Below are 19,575 nucleotides of genomic sequence, written 5' to 3' on the forward strand. Positions count from 1 at the left end.
TATCAAGTAATACTATTAAAATGAAAAAACCTATTCTTTCTATAAATATATAGGAAAGGATAGCGTTTTTTTATGTCTATTCTTGTATCTGATGAATTACAATTATTTGCTTAAGAATTTTAAAGATTGTTATCTCCAAATATCTTACGAGAGATTACTAGGGATGTTGGTTTTGTGCAACAAACAGATAGGTACCAAGCAAGTATTTAGTTACTTTATATGCTTGGATGAGTCAAAATACCACTAAAACTTCTTTCACATGTATGGAATGTACGGTTTTTTATCCACAAGCTGTTCTTTATCAAGCTCAGCATGATGATCACCATTAACATTATGGTTGAAAGTATACAATATGGTATGGCAGAACCGAGAGTGTTGGAAGTACTACGAGAACTGTTGGACATTATTAATAAGCGACAATAAAAATTTTTTCCTGAACGCAAGAGGAGTTTTTTATTGGGAATAGTAAGGATGAGGGGAGGTGCATTACATATGGGAAAAGGTAGAAGTAATAATGCAGGTAAAAAGCAACCAAATTTCGATGATTCATCTAATTTCGCTAAACAAAGCCAACCGACAGAAAAGAAGAAGAAATAAAAAAAAGGATCTCTCTATATCAAGAGAGATCCTTTTTTACTATATTGACGTTTTAGCACAACAGATCGAGTGTTCAATTGAATAGTCATAACTGTGCAAGGTTTAAACTCCTGCTTCCACTACTGTGGAAGCTTTTCTAAATGATGTGCAATATCAATATACATATTTGAATAAACCGAATGTATTTCATTACTTGGCGTTGCGTTAGAAGAGAAATGAACGATTACCATATTGGCTTTCGGATCGATGTAAAGTGTTTGTCTGTAACTACCTAACACTTCGAAAGCACCTTGTTCATTGTGGGGAATCCACCATTGATTATGATAAGAAATAGAAGCGCCACTACTAATTTCAAGTTCACCTTCTTGTACATTTTTTACACTTTCTGTAATAGAAGAAGGGAGAATTTGTTTTCCGTTATATTCCCCGTTGTTTAATAGTAATTGCCCAAATCTCGCCATATCTCTAGCAGTTGCATTTAATCCAGCACTAGCTTGTTCTACTTTTGTTTCATCTGTAACGTAATACGCGTTTTCTTCCATACCAATTTGAGACCAAATTCGTTCACTTACATTTTCAGCTAGTGATTTACCAGTAATAGTTCTAATAATCCAAGCGAGCGTTTCTGTTGATCCGTTATTGTAAGAAAAGGAAGAACCAGGCGGGGCAGTTTCTTCGGCTTCCCGTAACATATCATAAATTTTCATGGGACCGTCGTAATTTTTGCCGCGGGGTAAAATATTGCTAGCTAAATATAATTGTGCATCTTGATTTTCTAGCCCAGGTTGCTCATATCCATGAGTAGGATATTCAGCTGAAACTTGCATGTCCATTAATTGCTGAAGTGTGGCATTACCGAACGGTGTGTTTTTTAATTCTTTTATGTAAGTGTCAGCTGTTTTTTCTAAGTCAATACGTTTTTCTTCAGCGAGAGATTGTATAATTGCCCCGGTAAAGACTTTTGCTAATGATGCCATACCATGAGGTTCATTCTGTTTATACCCATTGAAATATCGTTCGTAAACAAGTTGTCCATTATGTACAACGACAAAAGCATCTGTTTTGTTATCGTCTAAAAGTTTTTTTAGAGGAGTTGTATTTCCGAATCTACGCTCCACAGCAAAATCGTCTAAGTTTTGCAATGCGGAAGGGAAGTGAGCAATTTGGTCAGGATTGTTTTTTACGTTATTAACTAAAGTGAATTCTTTCATATGGGTATATGACCAACGTAAGTAAGGGTCATTTAACCAGTTTTCTTTTGTCACATTATGTTTTGATGGGGTCGTTTTATTTTGTTTGAAGTAAGTAAACCCAAGCCCTGTAATTACAAATATGAATGTTAGTATAAGTAAGAGTAGGGGAGATCTTTTTAGTTTCATATATGGCCCTCCTTTTTAGTTTCATATATGGCCCTCCTTTTTATTTCTACTATAAGTATACGCTCGTCTTGAAAGAAATACAAAATAAGGAAAGTAAACGGGGAAGTTTACTTTCCTTATTAACGTTAAGCGGAAATTTTTCCGTCTGTAGGTTGTTTCTTGAATTTTTGTTTTCGTCCGTGTAATCCATAATATAAAAGTAAAGTGAACGCAACGATAATAGCTGCGATAAAATACATATTATGATAACTGGATTTCGCTGCGACAATACCTAAAATGAAAGAACCAAAACCAATACCACTATCAAAGAATGAGAAATACGTAGCTGTCGCAGAACCACGTCTATGGTTTGGAGCGGCAGAAATCGCAATCGTTTGGAAACTCGGAATTAATGTCCCGTAACCTAAACCGATTAGCATACCTGCGCCAAGGAACCAAAATGAAGTTTGTGCTTGGCTTAATATGAACATTCCGATTGTGAAAATAATGATAGCAGGGTAAACGAGTACATTTTCACCGAAGCGATCAAAAATCTTTCCTGTAAATGGACGAGAAATGACAACAACAAGTGCGTATAAAATAAAGAAGTAACTTGCAATTTCACTTAAACCGAGTTCTTTCGCATAAATAGGAATAAAGGATAAAATACCACTATAAGAAAAGGCTAAAACAAATCCTGTAAGTGCAATTGGAATAGAAGATGGTTCGATTAAGTCTTTCCATTTCATTTTTTCACGTTTTTGTTTGCTAACAGGTGCTTCGTGAGGAATATCGACAAGTAGTCCTAATAAAAATGCAAGTAATGAAAATACGGAACAAACGATAAATAACACAGTAAACGAAAAATGAGAAATAATTGTTAAACCTAAAAAAGGACCAATTACCATCGGTAGACTCATAAATACGCCGAAATATGCAAGTGCTTCGCCTCGTCGATGAGCTGGCGCAACATCAGTTACGATCGTACCAGTAGCTGTCGTTGCCATCCCGAACCCAATACCGTGTAAGAAGCGAAGGGCAAGTAATAAGAATAAACTTTGCGCACCGAAATACATAACAGTAGCGGCTAAAAATAATGAAAGTGAAATAAATAATATTTTCTTTCTTCCTAAATCATCGAGCCATTTTCCTGTGAATGGTCTACATAAAACAGAAGAAATAAGAAACACAGTTGCAACTAAACCAATTTCCTCAGGTTTTCCTTTTAGGCCGTCTATTACATAGACAGGCAGAGTAGTCATAAGCATGTAAAACGTTAAGAAGAGAAATAGACTACTAAAACAAGTTCCGAGGAAATCCTTCGTCCAAAGTTTCTCACTTTGCATCGTCATCCCTCCAATTTAATCTAAATTTTTAATAATTTGTTGTAACACTTGAAATGCTTGATGTAAATCATCTTCGTTAATACCTTCTAGCGTTTTTTCTTCGAAAGTATCAACTTCTTCTTGCCATATTGGAATCATCTTTATCGCTGTTTCGGATAAAGAAATGAGCTTCTCACGGCGATCTTTACCTTCTGTACGAATAATCCATCCCATCGTTTCCATACGTGTTAACGTACGAGTCATCGTTGGTGATTCAACATTTAAATACTGGCACAATTCTGTTTGCGTACAAGAACCAGTTTGATTAATGCGGAAAATAACAGCCCATTGCGCACTAAATAACCCTGTTGGAGATACACGTTCATTAAATTTCTTCGTAAACTTTCGAGAAGTCTGGCTGACGATGTGAAAAAAATGTTGTTTTTCGTCCATGTATTTTGATCCTTTCAAATTAGTTACCTAGCTAACTATATACTTTTTTATAATAATTGTCTAGTAATAGACATGTTGATTTATGTAAAAAATTCTTATAGGTTTTATGTTGCGAACGTACATTCTACATGCTATTCTTTAATTAAGTAAAGAATTTTCTTTCTATTAAATAGAATGGGGGAACTTGTGATGATTAAGCCTGCAACAATGGAGTTTGTTTCACTATCGAACGGAGAAACGATTGCATATCAGGAAGTTGGAAGGCGAAATACAGATATTCTTTTACTCATTCACGGGAACATGACATCGTCACAACATTGGGATTTAGTTATTGAAAAGTTGCAAGATCAATACCATATTTACGCTCTTGATTTAAGAGGGTTTGGACAATCAACGTATAATCAGTCCATAGATTCATTACAAGACTTTGTAGAAGATATAAAATTATTTATCGACGAGTTAAAGCTAGAGAAATTCTCATTAATGGGCTGGTCAATGGGCGGTGGCGTTGCGATGCAATTTACAGCGAACCACCCAACTTTTGTAGAAAAGTTAATTTTAGTAGAATCAGTAGGAATGAAAGGATACCCAATCTTTAAAAAAGATACGAATGGGCAGCCGATTGTATCAAGTTTAGTAAAGACGAAAGAAGAAATTGCGCAAGATCCAGTACAAATCGCTCCAGTATTAGACGCGATAAAAAATATGAACAAACTATATTACCGTACAGTATGGAATCTATTAATATATACACATAATCAACCTGAACCGGACCGTTATGAAAAGTATTTAGATGATATGTTAACGCAACGTAATTTCGTAGATGTGAATTATGCGCTCATTACATTTAATATTTCAGATGAACATAACGGGGTTGTAGGGGGAAGTAAGCAAATTCATCGTATTAAAGCGCCAACACTCGTCATACAAGGTGATAGAGATTATGTCGTACCGCAAGTAGTCGGTGAGGAATTAGCGAAACATTTGCCAAATGCAGAGTTGAAGGTATTAGAAGATTGCGGACACTCGCCGTTTATTGATTGTTTAGATGTATTTATAAAACATGTAGAGGATTGGTTAGAACAGAAATAATCCCGGAAATGAGAAGTGTTGCATATACTATAACATTTGTATGTATAAGGGGAGATTATCAATGCATAAACCATCCTTAATCGCTTATTCGCCATATAATCATCATATCTATACAAAAATAATGATAGATCCGATGTATATGCAAGTTTCACCAGCTGTAGTTCCTTTACAGATGCAGCAGCCACTAACAGCTCATATGCAACATTACTTATATGGACCTTCATTTTATGAAAATCCATATTTTAAACACTTTCATTACAATGTGAAAGCGCAAGTTTGGGAAGGATAGGAAGCTAAAAGGTTCATTCTTTTAGCTTCTTTTTTATTATGAATATTCGTACACGCATTTGCAGAAACAGTTTATAATGAAAAGTGGAAGCGTGAGAAGGAGAGGGAAAGGGATGTCAATGCGTTTTACTTTTTGGATTATGGTTGGGATTGTAGCAATCTCGGGTTTGTCACAAGGAATGCTCTTACCTGCCATTGCAATGATTTTTGAACAAGAAGGGGTTAGTTCAAGTATTAATGGTATTCATGCGACGGCATTGTACATTGGGATATTAGTCATTTCGCCGTTTCTTGAAAAACCGATGCAAAGGTTTGGAATGAAGCCGATTATTGTTATAGGTGGGTTTCTCGTTATTATTTCATTATTCTTTTTTACACAAACATTTTCGTTTTGGGTATGGTTTATCCTTAGATTTCTAGTTGGAGTCGGAGATCATATGCTTCATGTCGGAACACAAACATGGATCACGACAACATCAGACCCAAGTAAAATAGGGAGACAAGTATCGATATATGGTGTATTCTTCGGAATTGGTTTTGCCGTTGGTCCGTATTTAGCAAGCACTGTGCAGTACGGTCTTGCAACACCATTTATTATATCTACTATACTTTGTCTAATAGGTTGGCTTTTACTACTTCCAACAAAAAATGCATTCCCAGCGCAAGATGAAAGAGAAGTGAAGAGTGAATCATCATTTTCTCGTTATAAACAAGTTGTTGGATTAGGATGGATTGCATTGCTAGGTCCACTTGCATATGGCGTACTTGAAGCGATGTTAAACAGTAACTTACCAGTATACGCACTTCGTAAAGGGTGGTCTGTTTCAGATGTATCCTTCTTATTACCAGCATTTGCAGTTGGGGGTATTATTACACAAATTCCGCTCGGTATATTAAGTGACAAATACGGAAGGGACCGTATATTAACGTGGACGTTTAGCATAAGTACGGGCATTTTTCTACTTGCCGCCGTATTTGATCAATATTACTGGATCGTCTTTGCCTGCATGCTTTTAGCGGGTATGGTTATTGGATCGTGCTTCTCTTTAGGGCTTGGATTTATGACTGATTTATTACCGAGACACTTACTACCAGCAGGTAATATATTATCCGGAATCGCTTTTAGTTTAGGAAGTATTATGGGACCTGTATTAGGCGGCGTATTTATAGAAAAAATACAGTATACAAGCTTTTTTATTGCGGTTATGATTATAATGGGAATTCTCGCAATGTTATATATGGTCTACATGAAAAATCAATTCGCATCAAGAAAAATAGAAAGTAGGTTAGGGCATGACAAAACAACCTAATAAAAAGAAATTTGAAGTACTTGAAAATGAAACAATTACAGACTGCTTAGCACGTATGGAACAAGAAGGATACGCTCCGTCTCGTCGTATGGAAGAGCCAATCTTTCATGAAGTAAAGAAAGACGGCAAAACAGTAGTTGAGCCGTGCGGTAGGAAGATTGTTTTTGAAGGGAAATTGAAGTAATCCAATAACAAATTCTCTTTATAGTATAGAGCCATCCAATAGTTGGGTGGCTTGTTTTTTTATTAATCAATGAAGGAATTGAATAGAATGAATCTCTCGTTCATTTCTCCTAATTGGCTTCTTTATATGGGGCAAAAGATTGCTACTTTTTTCGTATATTGGTAAAATAAGTTCTTGGGTCTTACTTATTGTTATCGGTATAATGTTTGTCGCTTGAATGAAAGAAATTAGTTACAAAAATTTCGCACTATGCAAAGGGGTACAGCAACGATCCCTTTTTTGGAGGCACCTTAAACATAAAGCGAGAGAAGAGGCTATATGAACGATTCTCCTATCTTGTTTAAATATTAAACGAGTTATTGCAATTGGAATAGGTATATCAAACTAGTCGACATCCTGATGGATTATGTTTTTCTAGTAATCTATTACTTCTGATGGAATCGATAGATTGCTAGAAAGCGGAAAACAATTATTAGTATATTCCGAAGCAGGTGTAACAGAGTGTCCTTCCATAATTAAGGGTAAAACCAAAATACGTTTTTTTAAAGAATGATTTGTTAGAACAGGTTATAAGGAATAAAACAGAAAAGAGGATCACATGTTAGATACTTTACAGAGAAGTAAAAAGTTTTTTTTAGTATGTCTTATTTTTTTAGTGCTTTTAACCGCTTGTGGTAATACTGATGTTAAGACATCTAAAGCTTCATTACCACCGGCTGAATCCAATATAGATACATCATTAAAAGCACCAAATTGGGTAGAGAAAAGTCCTATCCAACAGTCTCCTAATTTTACGGAAGATAAAAAAGTACAATCGGTTGTGAATTTAATAGCTACGGGTGATAATTTATATCATGACGCAGTAATTAAAGATGGCAAACAAAAAGACGGTTCATATGATTATAATTATATTTATGAAAATATCAAAAAAGCTGTTAAATCAAGTGATCTTGCTATAGTGAACCAGGAGACTCCGATTGCCGGGAATAATTTAAAAGTACAAGGATATCCGACTTTCAATACACCTGAAGAAGTAGGCCAATCTTTAGTGGGCACTGGATTCAATATAGTGACGCAAGCGACAAATCACGCTATGGATATGGGTATTAAAGGTGTTGCGAATACAAGAGAATACTGGAAAAAATATCTGGATGTTATCCCGGTAGGTATTAATGAGAGTAAAAACGAGCGTAATGAAATAAAAACGATTACAAAAAATGGTATTCGTTTTGCGTTACTAAATTATACATATGGTACGAATGGAATTAAAATTCCAGCTGATAAGTCTTGGGCTTTAAATTTAATTGATAAAAAAGCGATACAAAATGATGTGGAAAAGGCAAAGAGTAGCTCTGATATGGTGATTGTTATGGTGCATTGGGGAGTAGAATATACCTCCACACCTTCAAAGCAACAAAAAGAAGTTGCTCAATATTTAACAGATTTAGGTGTAGATGTAGTAATTGGAAATCATCCACATGTAATTCAACCAATTGAGTGGAAACAAAATAAAGATGGACATGAAACGCTAATCTATTATTCTCTTGGAAATCTTATTTCTGCGCAAGAAAAATTAGAAACATTAGTTGGAGGATTATCTTATGTACAATTTGTTAAGTATGAAGATAAAACTTTTGGTATACGACAAGCGGCAATCGTACCGACAGTAACCGACTATGCTGATGGTAAGAAACAATTTAAAATTCAATTTTTAAAAGATTATTCGGATGAAAATTCTAAAAAACATGGAATTAAAAAATTTGTCGGCCCCGTTTCTTTGAAGGATTTCAAGGAGATTCCTAGAGACGTGTTGGGAAATTGGTATAAAGACTAATAAACAAAAGGGAATGAGATACAATTAAAAAATTTATAATTTTAGCATTGGTATTAGCAATGGGATGGAGTCTTGCTGCTTGTAGTGGAAAGCAAACATCTCAGGCAACTACTAATAATAACGATAAAAATAAAAATGAAATACATGCGAAGAAAAAAGATGTTTTACCTATCTCTGATGTTAATGATTGGAGAATTATCCTTGTAAATAGAGAGCATATGTTATCAAAGGAACTAGGAATTGAATTAACAAGTATCACCCAAAATGCGAAGCCAAATATGAAAATAGATAGTAGAATTGCAACTTCCTATCAGGATATGGTAGCAGCTGCAAAAAAAGAGGGAATCAATCTTTATTTAAGATCAGGTTATCGAGCTATAAAATTACAACAAACTTATTATGATGCTTCAGTTAAAAGCTATAAATCTCAAGGTTTGTCGGATAAAGAGGCTAGTGCTAAGGCATTGGAATATCTTCAGTATCCTGGTGCAAGTGAACATCATACTGGATTAGCGTTAGACATTATTTCAGTTGAATGGCAGAATACTGTAGAAGATTTAAATGCAAAATTTGAAACTACCGATGCATTCAAATGGTTAGATAAGAATGCTGCAGAATATGGATTTACTCTCCGCTATCCAAAAGAGAAAGAGAATATTACTGGCATTAAGTATGAGCCATGGCACTATCGTTATGTAGGGAAAGAAGTTGCCGTTTATCTAAAAGAAAAAGGGTTAACTTTAGAAGAATATAACGAAAAAATTAAGTCTGGTAAGTAAAAATATGCTTTAATTTTATTAAACATTATGCACTGCTACAAGAAAAGGTAAATCTGAGGATTTGTTAACCTTCCGCCTAGTATTGTAAAAACTGAGTATGATAATTTGAGCACGTACGAACCAGTTATCGTGTAAAAAGATGTATGTATTAAGAAATTAAAGTTAAGGATCTGATATTCATATCAGATCCTTTTTCTATCGTTCTTTTAAGAGCGACTGAGCCAAAATATTGGAATGAATATAGAAATAAAACAGCCAAAGGAATAGTAAAACGAATCAGGGAGTCTACTCGTACGCTTCATTGGGATTATCCAGAAATAGTTGTTGATGAAAATAAGAAAGAACTGGTCTTACTCTCAAGCAAGGATTTAATATGAATGAATTGGATAAAAGGAAATAATAAAAAACACTGCGCCTGGCAGTGTTTTTTATTATTTCTGCACATAAATACATAGTCATATTGATTAAAGTTTCACTTTATTGAAGAAAAATGCGAAAGCCATTCATAAAATATGGAAATGTTAAAATCCCTTTGATAAAATAGCAATATGTAAAAAAATTATTTGTTAATTCTTAATGTAATGAATATTCATGTTTAAATATACGGATTTAACTACATAGTTATTGTGCTAAAGGGGGAGAAAGATGTTAGATGAATTGTATAATGCTTTTTTAAATGCGTCTGGTTTTACAGAAAGTGCGAGGAAACGAGATCGGTATGATGATTTACATGATTATTTAAAAGATAAAGAAAGAGAGTTAAAGCAATTCATTCAAGAGGCTGAATCAGCGAAGAGAGAGTATGAGAGTAAAAGTAATGGCTTAGAAGCTAATAAAATTCCGGCAGTTGAATTTGAACAAAAACGTCATGAAAAGGATGAAGACTTAAATACAGTATTATCCTATTTTAAAAGTGCATTAAGCGATATTGGATCTGCAAAAAGTACAGCTTATGCAAAGTATTTGGAATATAAAGCGAAAGCAGAATCGGAGAAAGCGTCAGCATACGCCGCAGCGACCAAGGCTTTTGAAGAAAAGAAAAAGGAAATTGAAAAACTTATCCATTAAGTATACAAAGAATGGAGGAAACGAACATGAGTGGTAAAGAGGTTGAAATTATAGGAAGTAACACTGCAAGTGCCATTTCTTACGCACAAAACATTGAAAATGGTATGAAGGATTCTTTAAACCAAGCGAAAGACTTAAAAGCATATGTCACAGGTGCGAAATGGAATGGAAAAACGAGAGATGCATTTTTAAGTTATCTTGATTTGATCATTCAATATAATTCAGAAATGGTAGAGGCATTTGAAGGACATACGAAAGCTTTGAAAGAGTTAGATAAAAGCATTCAAACGTACGGAGATAAATCGGAAGTAAGGGCGATAAAACAATTGTGATGGAGAAACGAGGGATAAAAGAATGGGGAAAGAAATGAGTTTTGCACCTGCTGAATTATATGTTCTCGCAGGTGCAGCTGGGGTTACCGATATATTTGGATTGCCAAACCGTGACGCAATTATTTTACTTGATGCAGAATGTGTCACGAAAGCAACTACGAGTTTAAAAGAAAAAGGCCTACTTACAAGTGAAAATGGAATTACCCCTGCAGCTTTTCAAATAATTGAACTATTAAAGGAATATGAAAATTGTCATGAATACACGAGAATGAATAATGTATTAATTGGCTTTTTAAAAGAGGATAAAGACCGAGTGGCTGTATTAACAGAAATAGAACCAAATAAAAAATACGAGATCGACTACATACCAAAACCGGACGTATATTTTTCATTATTAACACGCATTCCCTTCTTATTGAGAGAACCGAGGGAAATAGAAGATACATTTTTCTCAAAGAGAATGACAGAGGCAGAACAACAAACATTTGAGGGAAAAGATTTATCAAATAAAGACGTTATAGCGATAGAAACGTATACGAGGCCTCGTAGTAATAGAGGAGGAAAATGGGAATGTTTCTTATATTTCACTGAAGGAGAAGATTTCGTTCAAATTGATGTAGAACGTAATCGATATGACTGGGTGAGTCTCTATGCGGTAAATAAGAAATTGTATGACGTGTTAAAAATGCCGTATAAAAAATTAGTTGATCCGAGACAATTTTCGTTAGGAGGTATTGAATAATGCAAGTATCAATGGGAGACGGTGGTTCTGGTGGTGGAGAAGAAGTATTAGTTAATTTTCAAGAACTACTTGATATAGTAATGAAATTAGAAGATATATATAAAATCCATGTAGACGTTATTGGAACGAATATTGAGAGTTTATTAAGCAGTGATTTTTATCAAAAAGGTGAAGCGATGAGAGTAATTGAAAAATATCCTGATATATTACACAAAACACTTGAATTGTCTGAACACTATTTGAGGTCGGCGAAAGTTGTAGGAAATGTATGCGTGGAAATGCTTGAAAAGGACGAACAATTACGTGAAAGATTAAGTAAGTTGTAGAAATCACCATACGGCTGGGGGATGAAAACGAAATGGATGTGAAATATAGACCTGAACCATGGCAAAACATGGGGGATGGTATGAATCGAATTACAAAAGATGCACTCATAAAATTACAGCGCGCAAATGAATTATTGAAAAAAATTGATGGAAGAATACGAGATTTAGACTCAGATGGCAGTATACACTTTAACCCAAAAGATCAATCGCAAAAAATAGGAGAATTACTTGATAGCTATTCGACATTACAAAAATATTGCGGAGAAGCCGGGCGATTGGTCTCTGAACATATAGATAAACCTTTTTTAGTAGAAATGGATAAATTTGCTCAAAAAATGAGAGATACATCTATTCTCAGTTTCGAAACAGATAACCGAATTGGCTCCACAACAACGACAGTATTACCAGATGCGCACGCAGGGTACGGAAGTGTACCACAAACAATAAAAACAAAAAAAGATAAAATAACAGTAGAAGATATTTTTAGAGATTCACCTGCATTTGATAACGTACTGAGAGCGGAGTACAAAGAACTAAAAAAACAAAACCCAGATGCAAAACTAAATTATGAAGAATATAAGAAAGTAGTCCCATCCACACGAGGATTTGAATACAAATCGATAGAAGATGAACAGAAAAAACTAGAAATGGTGCGAGACATAGGAATAGGCCTAGGAATCATCATCACAACAATCCTTTGCCCGCCACTCGGGGCCGCTGCCGCAGTAGTATACGGAGGTGTACAAATAAAAAGCGGTATCGACGGAGAAGACTGGGGAACACATAGGAAATTGAGCCAAGAAGAGCGGGTAGGAAACATCATTTTTGGCGGATTAGATGCAATCCCAGTTGTTGGAGCAGTAGGAAAAGGAGTAAAAGCATTCAAAGGCACGAGTGAATTAGCTGATTTAGCCAAATTATTAAAATTCAAAGAAGGAATGCCTGGTTTTAATCCAAATTTGGGTAAAAATGTGGTACAATCATTGCGTGATAATAAAGCTATTATGCTTGACCGTTTGAAACTAGCGAGCCTTAAAATGGAGAAATCCGGAAATGAAAAGATGTATCAATTTGGCGAAAAAATAGCCAAAAGCATAGATGATAGGACAGCCAAATCGGCAAGTTTTGAAGTTGATGGAAATGGCTTACTAATATCTAAGCAAGGTGGTACAGATTTCCAAAGCTGGGTGAATAAGCATCATACAGAAAGTAATAAGATTATAGATGATAAGATTAAGGGTGTAGAGGCTTCTCTTGCTAGTAAGGGTACGGGTGAAGGTAGTACAAAAGTTAAAAAAACTGATAGTTTGTATAAGAGAAGTAGTTTTAGAAAAGGTACTCGTGTTAAAGCAGAAAGTGAAGCACCAAAAAATGCAACAGGAAAAATGATTTGTCCTACGTGCGGAAAAGATATTCCAGATAGTATTACCATTAATACTAAAAATGGACCAGTAAAAAGAATTGGATATGACTTAGATCATTATCCAGATACTTGGGCAGAAAGAGTTGTAAGTATGAAAACAGGTGAAGTAAAACCAACACGAAAAGAAGTATTGGATGAATATAATGCTCGAATAAGGGTTCAATGTCATGAATGTAATATAAGTCATAAATTTGAAGGAATAGAAGGAACATATAAAGGGGAGATAAAAGAATGATAAATTACGGAGAGCTTTATTATGACCATTATAGTAAATATTTAGGTGATCCAATAGACCGAGAGGTTTTTAAAAATAATGAAGAGCTTCCGAGTATGCAAATTTTAAAATATGAAAATGTATTTGAAGAATGTTTAGTTTTTAATACACTTGGACTCAGTAAATATGAAGAAATAGTAGGGGATAATGTTGAAATTTCAATGGTAGTTGATGGGGCATTTAATAGTACAGGGTATATCCTTGCAAGTGCTTTATTTTATTGTATAGGTAATGGAATAGAAATAGGACGAGGAACAGCAATTAGTGGTATTGAAAGTATTGATAAATCATTTGTTCAAAAATATAATAAAAGTGCAGTTTACTTTACTGAACCATTCGCTTTTCCAGAAGAATATGGTGATGTACGTACTGGAAGTGAAGATCAAGATGGTAAAATTTTGTTAGCATTCTTTATTTCCCAGTCGGAATATGAATGTTTTGTAAAATACGGAACAGAAAAATTTGAAGATTTGTTAGAGGAAAATAACGTAGATCCTTTTAATGTTAGCAGGAAATCTATAATTTGAGGGTTAATTAGTATTGAAAGGTATAGACAATTAGGGTTAGAAATTAAAGAATTCACATAAGACAAGTAAACGAAAAAGAATTTATTTTTGAAGTGGAAAGAAAAAGAATAAGCTGTTAAAAAGTAAGTACTTCATGATGGTTGTACCATCATGGAGTATTGTGTGCAATGATAGAATAGAAAACGAAGTACGAGCTTAGGCGATATGACATTTTACATGGTGGTGAATATAAAAACATGAGATGGACATAAAACTAACGAACTCGTACAAACTCGTAAGTTTTAACGTAGTAGTTGCCACGATATATAAAAGGTGTCAAACTGTACTACAAAACTTACAAAATTAGCGATACTTAAAAATATATTAACTTAAAGTACTTGATTGTCAATTACAGGCAACAAGTGCTTTTTTTGTTTTAGTGTAGAAATAATATGGTACAATCGCCTAGGGAAAATAAGACTTTAAAAAATGCACTAGATGCTATGAAAAATACTCCTATTCCAGTAGCAGTTAGGACGGTGGATACTGGAATAGGAATGAAGCTTCCTTATATAGAATCTTCAACTGTTGGTGAAGTAGCCGGAAAGTTTTCAAAGGCAAGTACGGCAGCTAAGGATGACGCTTATCAACTTGCTAAGGGTAGTGGTGGTTCAGGAGTTAGTAAGGAAGGTAGTGTGGCTAAGGGTACGGGTAATAGAGAGGTTGAAGTTCCACCTGCTTTTAGACAAACTGATTTTGCTAGTTCGTATGAATCAAGGATTAATCAAACACCTGCACAGATTAATCCAAAGATTGAATTTGAAGGAATTAGGAGAGAATCTTTAAGTACGCTTAAACCGCCACCAGACCCTAAATTGAAAAGCATATTAGATGAGGCTGGTATAAAGGGTATTCAATATAAAAATGGAGTTCCTGATTTTTCACCAGTATCAAAAGCACAGGTAGAAATCAATCATATGGTAGGCGGCACTGGTGGAAATGGATCAGCAGCAAGACGTCTTAATTTCACTCAAGCAGATGAAAAATTGGCTGAGCAATTGAATAATTCTCCTGAATTAGCACGTAAGTTTGGGATGGAATCTGGTGAAATTACATGGAAGCAAATAGAGAAATATCGACGTGCACACAAGTTAACTTGGCATGAATTAAATGATGTAAAGACAGTGCAACTTGTACCGACAGAGATAAACAGTAAATTTGGACATCTTGGTGGAGTAGGTGAAATCAATGCAGGAGCGTTTATGCCAGATGGATTTGCTAGTAAACAATAAAGGAGAGATATATAATGAAAATAAATGATGCAGTTTTTGGCGAACTTGAGTTTAATAATTATGATTGGATTGGATATAAAAACATTGAGTTTTTTGGGAACGAAGTTAAGGTGGCATTAATAGTCAGGGGAGAAGATGATGGTCAGTTTGAGGAAGAACAATATATGGCATATAATTTTTTAATAGAAAGATGGCAACAATTACAACAAAGTATTTTGGAGCCTATATTAGATTATTATAAACAAAAAAGATATGAACTTGGTTACGATGTTGAATTTAACGAAAATTATCCTTTAATAGAAACAGCTACTCAAATTCTTGAAAAAATAACCTTAGTTGGAATTTTTGTTCCAGATAATGACCTTATCGACTTTCTTGATATCGGACTTACGTTTGACTGTACATGGGATATGGAAAATGGATTAGGCCTTTGTTTTGTGAAAGGTGAAGTAACTGAGGTAGGTTATCAGGACGTTGTACTTTAAACTTCGAAGTTTATTTTTATAGAGACAATAAAATTGTTTTTTTATTCATTCGGAATATATGGGCTGATAGAATTAAGGGATAGTTGAAGTGTACAAAAAAGAAAAGGTCATTTTGAAGTACGCACTTCATGATGGTTGTACCGTCATGGAGTACTGTGTGCAATGATAGAATAGAAAATAAGGTACGAGCTTAGGCGAGATGACATTTTAATGTGCGACGAATATAAAGACATGGAATGGACATAAAACTAACGAACTCGTACAAACTCGTAAGTTTTAACGTAGTAGTTGTCATGACGTATAAAAGGTGTCATACTGTTACTACAAAACTTACAAGATTAATGCTACTTAAAAACATATGAACTTAAAGCACTTGATTGTCTACTTGAGGCAACAAGTGCTTCTTTTTTGCATAGAAATTTAACAGATCACTATAATTTTATTATGTAAACTTTTTACATAGTTTTCTATATAACTAACGAGAAGAGAAATGTTTACTATTACTTTCATTTCTGTTATGAAAATTCTACAATAGAAAACAGAACGTATATTTGGTATAATCAAAACATACTATATGAAACGATGTACATGAGTTTGAGATTTATGAAAAAAGGTAAGTAATACATAATAATAAATACGCTATAGGATTCAGTTCATATTATACAAATCAATCGTTAGAAAGGAACAGATGTAATGAATCAAATTTCATTTGAAGATTTATTTGAAGAAGAAAAAGAAAAGGTGGAGGTAGCTGAGGTATGTAAGGTACCAGCCCCTTTATCACCATTACAAAAAGATATTTTAGAATTAATTGATTCTGAAGAAATAAGTGCGCTTGAGCTATGTGAACGATTAATACGATCTGGTAAAATACCCGATGAAAGATTTACTACGAATAAGCCTAAAGCATATGGACAAGTATGTTTACTATTAGAAGGTTTTGTTACAGAAGGAAAACTTATTTTTATCAAAGATGATGAGAAAAGAGATAGGGTATATAAGTTGAAAGAAGAAGTTTGAGATGTATAGCGGGAGATGAATGATTGGTTCCCTTTAACTTGCAGCTCCGTTAGTCTAGTAATGTCCACAAAAAAGGTGTCAATCTCTCCTAGATTGACACCTTCATACTTTTAACACCTTACATACTTACGCTTGAAACCAAGTCTTCCTCTATCTAGTTCTTTCTGAATACTTTCAGAAGCATTTAACAAACTGCTTTTTTTATTATCACGTTTGACTTCAACTATACCAACTTCTTTTGCAATCTCGACTGCTTTTTCGTGTAGTGGTACATATGAAATTGCCACGGTGTTTAGGAAATTATTCATAGCGGATTTTGTTCGTTCTGGAGAATGATGAATTGTATCTTTCACCATTTCAAGCATATCGGAAATTTTACTTTCGGAAAACTCATTGTCTTTGCGATTTCCTAAAAGCCAACAGTAGCAACTCCATCCGGCAGACATTTTAAGCTCGTCCCCACTTGCAATCCATTTATCAGCAACATCTTGTGCAATATTTGACTCCGATAAAGTTACTGCCACTACATAATCAGATAGCATATAAAAATATGCCCCGTCTATCCAGCGATCAAAATCAGACTCACTCATAGCTTTTGGATCGGCAATAATACCTGCAAAGTACATAGCATCGTAGTTACCTGTGGCATAAAGCTCTTCAGCTAACTCTTGATTTAATTTTATTTTTTTAGCGATTGGTTTCATAGCACCTGTAGCAACTCCGAATACTGGCTCATGCGCACCGTTAGATATGTATATTTTTTTCGTTCGTTCCTTACCTAGAGCCTCAAGTTCTTGCATAACTGTTTTAAAATCCATAGCTGTGCACTTCCTTCCTTCATGTAAGAGCCTTTTTAAGTCTTTCATATTTCTTATTTTAATACTAATTGTATTTAAGAGGTATGTCTACTTTCTAAAGGTATCAAAACCAGTTAGTAATTTTGAAGCTTTTGATTTTGTGACTGCTACAAGCTATCTATAATGGTAAGAAGGTCACTGTAAGAAAGAATGAAAAGTATGTATAGTTTTTCCAATGAATATTTGGTATGATGGTGAATGGGAAAAATATACAAGCAGTTAGTGGTTCATAAAAGGGGGATTGAATTGAAAAGAACACCTGAATTTGTATTAGGTTTAATTGGTGGCATTTTGGGAATTATTATTTCTATAATATTAATAGTTGTAGCGTTTAATATTATGGAAGGTGTTGATTACGAACTTTTAGCTTATTACTCTATTATTTTAACGGTTCAAATAGGGTTGTTCATTTTATCGTGTTTAGTAAACAAGGTTAATAATAAAGTTTATGGAGTTTGTATGATTGTGATTCCTATAGTTATGTTGTGTATGTCATTATTCTTTTTACTTATTCCGACAATTTTACAAATTATATCTGGTTCATTTGCATTTAGGACATTAAAGTTAGAATCGAATGTAAGCTAAATATAATTATTAACGTCTGAATATTCGGTTTTTTAAACATTTTCGTTTGCAGTTCAAATTAACATAAAGTACAAAGTTGTACGCTTTAGGAGGAGAAATAGATGATTATTTGGTCTGGTTGGGGTTTTTTAGTCGCAATTATTGTAATTATTAATACTCTTTTGGGTAAGGCTATCTTTGGATCTATAACGGGGGACGCTACATATTTTCAAGACCATAGTTGGCCAATGGCGGTAATGTTTATTATATCAGGGGTTATGTCTTGGTATTTAGGTAAATATATTAATAAGCCAGATGGGAAAGTTTATATAGATACCGAAACTGGTGAAAAAGTTATGTTTAACAAAAAGCACTCATTATTTTTTATAAAAATGGAATATTGGGGACCGATTCTAGGAGTTATTGCGATTGTAACTTTAATTACAAGATAAAAAAGAGGATGGGTATAGCAAGAGTAATCTATTCAAGTAGAAGGAGAAATCAGTCATGAATGCAAAGAAACTACTAGGGGTAGCAGTTCCGGTCATGTTGTTATTTGGTTGTGGAGTTTCTGAGAAAACGAACACTTCTAAACAGGAGAAAACGGAAGAGTCTAAAGTAAAAGAATCGAAGTCTAATAGTAAGAAAGAAAAAGTTTCAAAGGAAGACTATCCTAATAAAGTGTATAAATTAGGGGTAGAGTTTGATAAGTTGTTTGCGGAGCATAACAATATTACAAGAGAGGTTTTTGATGGTAAGAAAAAGAAATCAGATATAGTAGATAGTGTGAAAGAATTAAATAAAGTGTTAGATAAATTTGAGACGATAGATCCCCCGACAGAGTATGTAAACCAACAAAAAGATTTTGAAAAAGCAATTAGTTATTTTAGAGAGTCTTTTTCTTTAATAAATGAAGTCTTCACCAGAAAAGAAAAAAGAGAAAAAGGTGATAAGACTGATAAAGAGTTAATAGAGAAATCTGAAAAGTTAGTGAAAGAAGGAGATATTTACTGGCTTAAGGCATTCAAAGATCTTGAAGGGGATATTAAAATCGGTGACGGTACAGTATCTGTGAAAGATTTGAAAGAGTTAGATAAGAAAGCTGGAATTAATACGGATAACGTTATGAAGAATGTGAAGGATGGTACGGAATTAATTGGTAATTGGGGATTCAAAGGAACAGACGGTTTCATTATGTCACTTATTTTAAAAGGTGATAAGACATTTGAAACGTATGGTAAAGATGAGTATCCAAATAAAAAGAATTATATTGAAGGCACTTGGGAATATGATAAGGAAGCTTTTACAATCTATTTACATCTCAATAAACGTTTAGTAGACGGTGTAGAAGATACAATTCAAAAAAAGAAAATAGCATATAAAGTTCAAGATTATGATGGGGAAAACTTGCGATTATTTAATGAGACGTCATTTCGTACAATTAAGTATGTGAAGCAAAGCTAAAA

22 protein-coding genes and 2 pseudogenes are annotated in these 19,575 nt (G+C 34.1%); 20 read left to right on the forward strand and 4 right to left on the reverse strand.

Annotated elements, in window-relative coordinates; all coding sequences use genetic code 11:
- Window positions 1–126 precede the first annotated feature (126 nt).
- A pseudogene (locus CGQ22_RS32975) lies at window positions 127–275 on the forward strand (IS4 family transposase); the annotation flags it as partial.
- A gap of 441 nt (window positions 276–716) precedes the next feature.
- On the opposite strand, the gene CGQ22_RS20890 reads toward CGQ22_RS32975, so the two are convergent.
- The 3 genes from CGQ22_RS20890 to CGQ22_RS20900 all read right to left on the reverse strand — a co-directional run bounded on the left by CGQ22_RS20890 (window position 717) and on the right by CGQ22_RS20900 (window position 3,733).
- Window positions 717–1,976, reverse strand: a complete 1,260-nt coding sequence (locus CGQ22_RS20890; protein ID WP_089149247.1) for a serine hydrolase domain-containing protein — start codon at window positions 1,974–1,976, stop codon at window positions 717–719.
- Between the two features lie 125 nt (window positions 1,977–2,101).
- Window positions 2,102–3,301, reverse strand: a complete 1,200-nt coding sequence (locus CGQ22_RS20895; protein WP_001190318.1) for an MFS transporter — start codon at window positions 3,299–3,301, stop codon at window positions 2,102–2,104.
- 15 nt (window positions 3,302–3,316) lie between these two features.
- A complete protein-coding gene (locus CGQ22_RS20900) occupies window positions 3,317–3,733 on the reverse strand; it encodes a MarR family winged helix-turn-helix transcriptional regulator (protein ID WP_000343675.1) in 417 nt (138 codons plus the stop codon).
- Window positions 3,734–3,922: 189 nt separating this feature from the next.
- On the opposite strand from CGQ22_RS20900, the gene phaZ reads away from it, so the two are divergent.
- The 16 genes and pseudogenes from phaZ (at window position 3,923) to CGQ22_RS20980 (ending at window position 16,688) form a co-directional block, all read left to right on the forward strand.
- A complete protein-coding gene (gene phaZ / locus CGQ22_RS20905) occupies window positions 3,923–4,825 on the forward strand; it encodes an intracellular short-chain-length polyhydroxyalkanoate depolymerase (RefSeq protein WP_000594872.1) in 903 nt (300 codons plus the stop codon).
- A gap of 61 nt (window positions 4,826–4,886) precedes the next feature.
- On the forward strand, window positions 4,887–5,114 hold the full coding sequence (locus CGQ22_RS20910; protein ID WP_000549500.1) for a hypothetical protein: 228 nt from the start codon (window positions 4,887–4,889) through the stop codon (window positions 5,112–5,114).
- A 112-nt stretch (window positions 5,115–5,226) separates the two neighbouring features.
- A complete protein-coding gene (locus CGQ22_RS20915) occupies window positions 5,227–6,423 on the forward strand; it encodes an MFS transporter (RefSeq protein WP_000062798.1) in 1,197 nt (398 codons plus the stop codon).
- Window positions 6,407–6,607: an NETI motif-containing protein gene (locus tag CGQ22_RS20920; protein ID WP_000166303.1), complete on the forward strand. Its 201-nt coding sequence runs from the start codon at window positions 6,407–6,409 to the stop codon at window positions 6,605–6,607. Before CGQ22_RS20915 ends, CGQ22_RS20920 begins: the two co-directional genes overlap by 17 nt.
- Window positions 6,608–7,205: 598 nt before the next feature.
- Window positions 7,206–8,441 (forward strand): CapA family protein, encoded by a 1,236-nt coding sequence (locus CGQ22_RS20925; protein ID WP_089149248.1) that lies wholly within the window; start codon window positions 7,206–7,208, stop codon window positions 8,439–8,441.
- Between the two features lie 47 nt (window positions 8,442–8,488).
- Window positions 8,489–9,220, forward strand: coding sequence for a M15 family metallopeptidase (locus tag CGQ22_RS20930; RefSeq protein WP_000241987.1), 732 nt, complete (start codon window positions 8,489–8,491; stop codon window positions 9,218–9,220).
- A gap of 645 nt (window positions 9,221–9,865) precedes the next feature.
- Complete coding sequence (locus tag CGQ22_RS20935; protein ID WP_000883464.1) at window positions 9,866–10,288, forward strand: hypothetical protein; 423 nt, start codon at window positions 9,866–9,868, stop codon at window positions 10,286–10,288.
- A gap of 26 nt (window positions 10,289–10,314) precedes the next feature.
- On the forward strand, window positions 10,315–10,620 hold the full coding sequence (locus tag CGQ22_RS20940; RefSeq protein ID WP_000014535.1) for a WXG100 family type VII secretion target: 306 nt from the start codon (window positions 10,315–10,317) through the stop codon (window positions 10,618–10,620).
- A 22-nt stretch (window positions 10,621–10,642) separates the two neighbouring features.
- Window positions 10,643–11,362, forward strand: coding sequence for a DUF5081 family protein (locus CGQ22_RS20945; protein ID WP_000514122.1), 720 nt, complete (start codon window positions 10,643–10,645; stop codon window positions 11,360–11,362).
- Window positions 11,362–11,688 carry a hypothetical protein gene (locus tag CGQ22_RS20950; RefSeq protein WP_001198195.1) on the forward strand — a complete coding sequence of 109 codons (327 nt, stop codon included), beginning with the start codon at window positions 11,362–11,364 and terminating at the stop codon, window positions 11,686–11,688. The genes CGQ22_RS20945 and CGQ22_RS20950 overlap by 1 nt, the downstream gene beginning before the upstream one ends.
- A 32-nt stretch (window positions 11,689–11,720) precedes the next feature.
- Window positions 11,721–13,346, forward strand: a complete 1,626-nt coding sequence (locus CGQ22_RS20955) for a GH-E family nuclease (RefSeq protein WP_089149249.1) — start codon at window positions 11,721–11,723, stop codon at window positions 13,344–13,346.
- Complete coding sequence (locus CGQ22_RS20960; protein WP_000611567.1) at window positions 13,343–13,912, forward strand: suppressor of fused domain protein; 570 nt, start codon at window positions 13,343–13,345, stop codon at window positions 13,910–13,912. Before CGQ22_RS20955 ends, CGQ22_RS20960 begins: the two co-directional genes overlap by 4 nt.
- A gap of 431 nt (window positions 13,913–14,343) precedes the next feature.
- On the forward strand, window positions 14,344–15,183 hold the full coding sequence (locus tag CGQ22_RS20965; protein WP_089149250.1) for an HNH endonuclease: 840 nt from the start codon (window positions 14,344–14,346) through the stop codon (window positions 15,181–15,183).
- A 14-nt stretch (window positions 15,184–15,197) separates the two neighbouring features.
- Window positions 15,198–15,668: a DUF6985 domain-containing protein gene (locus CGQ22_RS20970; RefSeq protein WP_071759431.1), complete on the forward strand. Its 471-nt coding sequence runs from the start codon at window positions 15,198–15,200 to the stop codon at window positions 15,666–15,668.
- Window positions 15,669–15,910: 242 nt separating this feature from the next.
- A pseudogene (locus CGQ22_RS32980) lies at window positions 15,911–16,118 on the forward strand (hypothetical protein).
- A 243-nt stretch (window positions 16,119–16,361) separates the two neighbouring features.
- Window positions 16,362–16,688, forward strand: coding sequence for a DUF3895 domain-containing protein (locus CGQ22_RS20980; RefSeq protein ID WP_001071909.1), 327 nt, complete (start codon window positions 16,362–16,364; stop codon window positions 16,686–16,688).
- A gap of 110 nt (window positions 16,689–16,798) precedes the next feature.
- Here CGQ22_RS20980 and CGQ22_RS20985 read toward each other — a convergent pair whose 3' ends face one another.
- Window positions 16,799–17,506: a DNA alkylation repair protein gene (locus tag CGQ22_RS20985; protein ID WP_000346317.1), complete on the reverse strand. Its 708-nt coding sequence runs from the start codon at window positions 17,504–17,506 to the stop codon at window positions 16,799–16,801.
- A gap of 285 nt (window positions 17,507–17,791) precedes the next feature.
- On the opposite strand from CGQ22_RS20985, the gene CGQ22_RS20990 reads away from it, so the two are divergent.
- The 3 genes from CGQ22_RS20990 to CGQ22_RS21000 all read left to right on the forward strand — a co-directional run bounded on the left by CGQ22_RS20990 (window position 17,792) and on the right by CGQ22_RS21000 (window position 19,573).
- Window positions 17,792–18,130: a DUF4064 domain-containing protein gene (locus tag CGQ22_RS20990; protein ID WP_061884394.1), complete on the forward strand. Its 339-nt coding sequence runs from the start codon at window positions 17,792–17,794 to the stop codon at window positions 18,128–18,130.
- 101 nt (window positions 18,131–18,231) lie between these two features.
- Window positions 18,232–18,561 carry a hypothetical protein gene (locus CGQ22_RS20995; protein WP_000587855.1) on the forward strand — a complete coding sequence of 110 codons (330 nt, stop codon included), beginning with the start codon at window positions 18,232–18,234 and terminating at the stop codon, window positions 18,559–18,561.
- A gap of 55 nt (window positions 18,562–18,616) precedes the next feature.
- Complete coding sequence (locus CGQ22_RS21000; protein ID WP_089149251.1) at window positions 18,617–19,573, forward strand: DUF3994 domain-containing protein; 957 nt, start codon at window positions 18,617–18,619, stop codon at window positions 19,571–19,573.
- Window positions 19,574–19,575 lie beyond the last annotated feature (2 nt).

It is taken from the genome of Bacillus sp. M13(2017) (genome assembly GCF_002218325.1).
GTDB lineage: Bacteria > Bacillota > Bacilli > Bacillales > Bacillaceae_G > Bacillus_A > Bacillus_A thuringiensis_K.